This window comes from Microcoleus sp. Pol12B4 (assembly GCF_036701385.1).
Taxonomy (GTDB): domain Bacteria; phylum Cyanobacteriota; class Cyanobacteriia; order Cyanobacteriales; family Microcoleaceae; genus Microcoleus.
On sequence record NZ_JAUBQR010000343.1, the window covers coordinates 1 to 4,193 of the forward strand.

At 48.2% G+C, this 4,193-nt stretch carries 4 protein-coding genes and 2 pseudogenes; 2 read left to right on the forward strand and 4 right to left on the reverse strand.

Going from position 1 to position 4,193, the window contains the following annotated elements; genetic code table 11:
• From QUA38_RS27695 to QUA38_RS27705, 3 genes and pseudogenes are all read right to left on the reverse strand, one after another.
• Nucleotides 1-321 (reverse strand): annotated as a pseudogene (locus QUA38_RS27695) (hypothetical protein); the annotation flags it as partial.
• A 102-nt stretch (nt 322-423) separates the two neighbouring features.
• On the reverse strand, nt 424-1,959 hold the full coding sequence (locus tag QUA38_RS27700; RefSeq protein WP_333167555.1) for a TonB family protein: 1,536 nt from the start codon (nt 1,957-1,959) through the stop codon (nt 424-426).
• A 592-nt stretch (nt 1,960-2,551) separates the two neighbouring features.
• Nucleotides 2,552-2,698, reverse strand: a complete 147-nt coding sequence (locus tag QUA38_RS27705; protein ID WP_333167558.1) for a hypothetical protein — start codon at nt 2,696-2,698, stop codon at nt 2,552-2,554.
• Nucleotides 2,699-2,722: 24 nt separating this feature from the next.
• On the opposite strand from QUA38_RS27705, the gene QUA38_RS27710 reads away from it, so the two are divergent.
• Together QUA38_RS27710 and QUA38_RS27715 are read left to right on the forward strand one after the other, a co-directional pair.
• A complete protein-coding gene (locus QUA38_RS27710) occupies nt 2,723-3,382 on the forward strand; it encodes a MotA/TolQ/ExbB proton channel family protein (protein ID WP_333167560.1) in 660 nt (219 codons plus the stop codon).
• Nucleotides 3,366-3,767: a biopolymer transporter ExbD gene (locus QUA38_RS27715; protein WP_333167562.1), complete on the forward strand. Its 402-nt coding sequence runs from the start codon at nt 3,366-3,368 to the stop codon at nt 3,765-3,767. The genes QUA38_RS27710 and QUA38_RS27715 overlap by 17 nt, the downstream gene beginning before the upstream one ends.
• Before the next feature lie 237 nt (nt 3,768-4,004).
• Here QUA38_RS27715 and QUA38_RS27720 read toward each other — a convergent pair.
• Nucleotides 4,005-4,193, reverse strand: a pseudogene (locus QUA38_RS27720) (aspartate aminotransferase family protein); the annotation flags it as partial.

Sequence of the window (4,193 nt, forward strand, 5' to 3'; positions counted from 1 at the left end):
GACACCTTGACCGTTGAATTCACCATCGGCAAATTCTCCTTGGTATCGACCTTCTTCTTTAAAGGTATAGATGCCTTTACCGTGAGGTTTGCCGTTGAGAAATTGGCCTTCGTAGCGATCGCCGTTGGCATATTGACAATTGCCGGGGCCGCTAAGTTTTCCCTCACTCAATTCTCCCTCGCAACGTCCGCCATCGGGTAAAGTAATTACTCCTGCCATTGCGCTGTGAGGGTTGGCAAACAACAAAGCCATTCCCAAGTTGGAACCAAGTAATAGAACGAGTCCAACTCGCTGAAGTTTACTTAATATTGTTGACGACATTCCCAAATTCATAATTCACAAAAAATTCAACTTTTAACTTTGCTATTCCTTGGAAGGTGCTATAGAATTCCCAGCCAAATTGCTAGAGTATCAAAAAAATCCCTAGTCAGTGAGCTGGAAGATAATGACAATTCTTTCTCCTTGAAGACCACTCTCTGATGGGGCATATTTCCTTTCTTCTACTGTTTTCATCGCTGCGCGATTCAAGTCGTTGTATTTGCTAGGAGTCAATATCTTGATGTTGACTGTCTTACCGTTGGGGTCAATGTCACAAATGAGTTCCACTTGGCCTTGGCGCCCTTCTTCTCTGGCTGCGCTCGGATAGTTAGGTTTACCGCAGCCACTAATGCAAGTGCCCATAGGCGTGCCGGGAGGGCGCGAAGGACTCCCCCCTCTTCCTGGATTTGTCGGTTTTGGCACTGGCCCGGAACCGCTTCCAGAGCCTCCGCCTCCACGACCTCCGCCTCCAGAACCTCCGCCTCCAGGACCTCCGCCTCCAGGGCCTCCGCCTCCAGGACCTCCGCCTCCAGGGCCTGGTAAGCCAGCCGTCGCCGATCTTCCCAATCGCCCGGAACCATCGCCAAATGGCTCTGAGGAAGGTAGGTCACCATTTGCGCTGGCGCCAGATGGTGAGTTCGACGCACTTCCTCCAGGGCTTCCACCTCCAGGACCTCCGCCTCCAGGGCCTCCGCCTCCGGGGCCACCAGAGGCAAGGTTTCCTAAACCTCCGATCGCATTTCCAGAATTGCCGCCGCCTCCTGGCCTAGTAGCTGTGACTGGTGAGCCAGCCGCGGGCGATCGCTGTATCGGCCCGGAAGAAGGATTTAATGGCTCTGAGGAAGGTTCCCCGCTACCCGCCGAAGCAGGCGGCTGGTTTTCAGGGCTGTCTGAGGAGTTGGGATTTCCAGCATCTTTTGTAAAGTCTGGGGGACTCCCAGCACTCTTGGGGCGGGAGGCGGTAACGGGTGGTTCGCTTTTTGGAGGATCGGGCGAAGGGGTTTCGGGTTCCTTGGCGATCGGGGTTTTAGGAGTTTCTGGGGAATTTAAATTTTGTTTAGGTAGAGGGGAAGGCTCCACTGGAGTTGGTGGCGTAGTTTCCGTTAATGGCAGCTCTTTCTTAATCTCTGGTGGGGGCGTTACCGCTACGGGTGGCTCCTCTGGAATTGGTGGTGGCGTTGCTGCTACGGGTGGCTCCTCTGGAATCGGTGGTGGCGTTGCTGCTACGGGTGGCTCCTCTGGAATCGGCGGGGGCGTTGCCGCTACTGGAGGCTCCTCTGGAATCGGCGGTGGCGTTACCGCTACGGGTGGCTCCTCTGGAATCGGCGGGGGCGTTACCGCTACGGGTGACTCCTCTGGGGGAGCTGGCTCTGGTGGCGGTTCTGGTTTGAAAGTGTCAGGCGGGGGAGATACCTTTTCTGGAATAGTCGGCTCTGGCTGGATTTCCTCTACTTTCGGTTCATCAAGCACAACAACTTCAATGGGCTCCTCTGCAAATTCAGCAGGTTTGACCAAGTTGAGGCTCAACGGCAGGGCGACACCGTGCAGGAAGGCTGAGCCTAACAGACTGAGCGCCAGAATTTTTTTGAGAGCTTCTTCTTGTTGTTCTCTTTGCGTCGCCGAAATATTTGAAAAACTCATGGCTTATCAATCTCCTTGATGGATGGGTTGGCAACGTCCTCGCTGGCTCCCCCACATAACCCGAAACAAGCTACCAAGTGTCGGTTGAGCTTGCTATCAATTATGAACCTACCCATCCTATAAGAAGACTGTCACCCTGTTCAAGACTCTTGCAATTAATTTTCATTATTTAATTTTGAGATAGTGACTAGACGCTACCAATCAGCATTTCCTTTGGGGGCGTCTACCTTGCTCTTATGGGCTCTGTCAATGTTCGGATTCTGGTAGGGCAAGGTTCAAAAATGCCTTAACTGCAATGCTCTAGCCCGTAATATACCAACAAATTTCCACATTCTCAAGCTTTTCCTAAAAATTTATTGATAAGGAAAATTAAGTTTAATTTTAAATTTAATAGGTAATTATTATATAGAAAGGTGGATCGTGACTTGACAAACCCTGATTTTTGTGGAAACCTAGTTGAGAATCTTTTAAATTATTGAAGATTATTGTCAAGTCCTAACACAAATATTTAGCAAAGAATCACTGGCAGAACAATCTGTCGCGATCTCGGTCGGGATCACATTAGGAGCATTTTGGGTACAGACGAAGATAGTCACATACAGGTAGTGCGTTTGTGCGATCGCGATCGCGCTTGAGTGAAACAATTCGCAGCCTGAATCACTTGTGCCGACTTGACGCAAAAATTGTACCAGCCTTCGATCGGGCTAATTGCACCATTAGGCAGCTTGCGATCACTCAACACAGCTAACGAGAATACAAACTAATGGATAATTTCATTTACATTTTTCGCGCTGGGGGCATTGTTTCTTGGCCGCTGCTTGCCTCGTCAATCGCAGCAGTCGCACTGATTTTAGAGCGTCTTGTCTTTTGGTTTAAAGTGAATCGGCGACAGCGGCGGGTCGTCCGGGAAGTGCTAAAACTTTACAGTCAAAACCCGGATTCCGCCATCAAAAAGTTACAAGTAAACGCTGATTTGCCCTTAGCCAGAATTTTTTTGGAAGCATTAGAATTAGACTCGCCCAACATCGAAGAATTTCGTTTGGTCTTAGAGAGTGCAGCTCAGGCAGAAATCCCCGTTTTGAAGCGATTCAATACAATATTTGACACCATTATCACCCTCTCCCCGTTATTTGGGTTGCTCGGAACTGTTTTGGGCTTAATTACCACCTTTGACTCCCTCAAAATCGGAGATGCTGCAGGCACCAATGCCGCGGGCGTTACCGGGGGGATTAGCGAAGCCCTCGTTTCTACGGCAATGGGGTTAGTGGTGGCAATCTTTACGCTCGTATTTGCCAATATGTTTCGTGGGTTTTACTTACAGCAGATAGCTTTTATGCAGGAAGCCGGAGGCCAGCTAGAGCTATTGTACCGTCACTACTACGAAAAACTACCAAGAGAATCTAACTATGCGCCTACCCGATGAACCTGATAGTATTCCCCAGATCAACATCGTGCCACTGATTGATGTAACCTTCGCCATATTGACGTTTTTCATTGTTTCCTCTTTGTCTTTATCCAAATCCGAAGGTCTGCCAGTAAATTTGCCGAAAGCATCAACCTCTCAAGTTCAGGAATCGCCTGCTAAAATTACCGTCACGCTTGATGCTCAGGGAAAATTCATGGTTGATAAAAAGGTAGTCAACTTAGAGCAGATTGAGAGTACGGTGCGACAAGTGATGGGGTCAAATCCGACCCCCTTAATTGTGCTGAATGCCGATAAAAGCGTCAATCACGGAAATGTGGTGGAAGTTATGGATCGATTACGCCGAATTAAGGGAGCTAAGTTAGGGATTGCTACCACAAAGTAGAGAGTTCCTATAATTACTAATTTGTAATTCCCTTACAGCATTAAACAGGAATTCCCCCGTACAAATTTACTAAAAAAGCTTGTAAACCTGATTAAAAGGTAGTCCTGAATAGTCTGTATGATTCAGGACTTTATTTGGATAAAGCATTTAAAAATTAAAGTCCTTACTGCCAACAAACAGCAAGGACTTTAATCATTTATTCCTGAGTTTTAAGGACGAACGTCCTTACTACACACGTTAAATACTTGCCATAACTTCGCGCGCTGCAGCCAAAGTTCGATCGATATCTTCGTCAGTATGAGCCAAAGAAGTAAATCCCGCCTCAAACTGCGAAGGAGCAAGATAAATTCCGTGCTCCAACATTCCCCGGTGAAAGCGGCTGAACTTCGTCAAATCCGACTTCTTCGCATCCTCGTAATTGTGAAC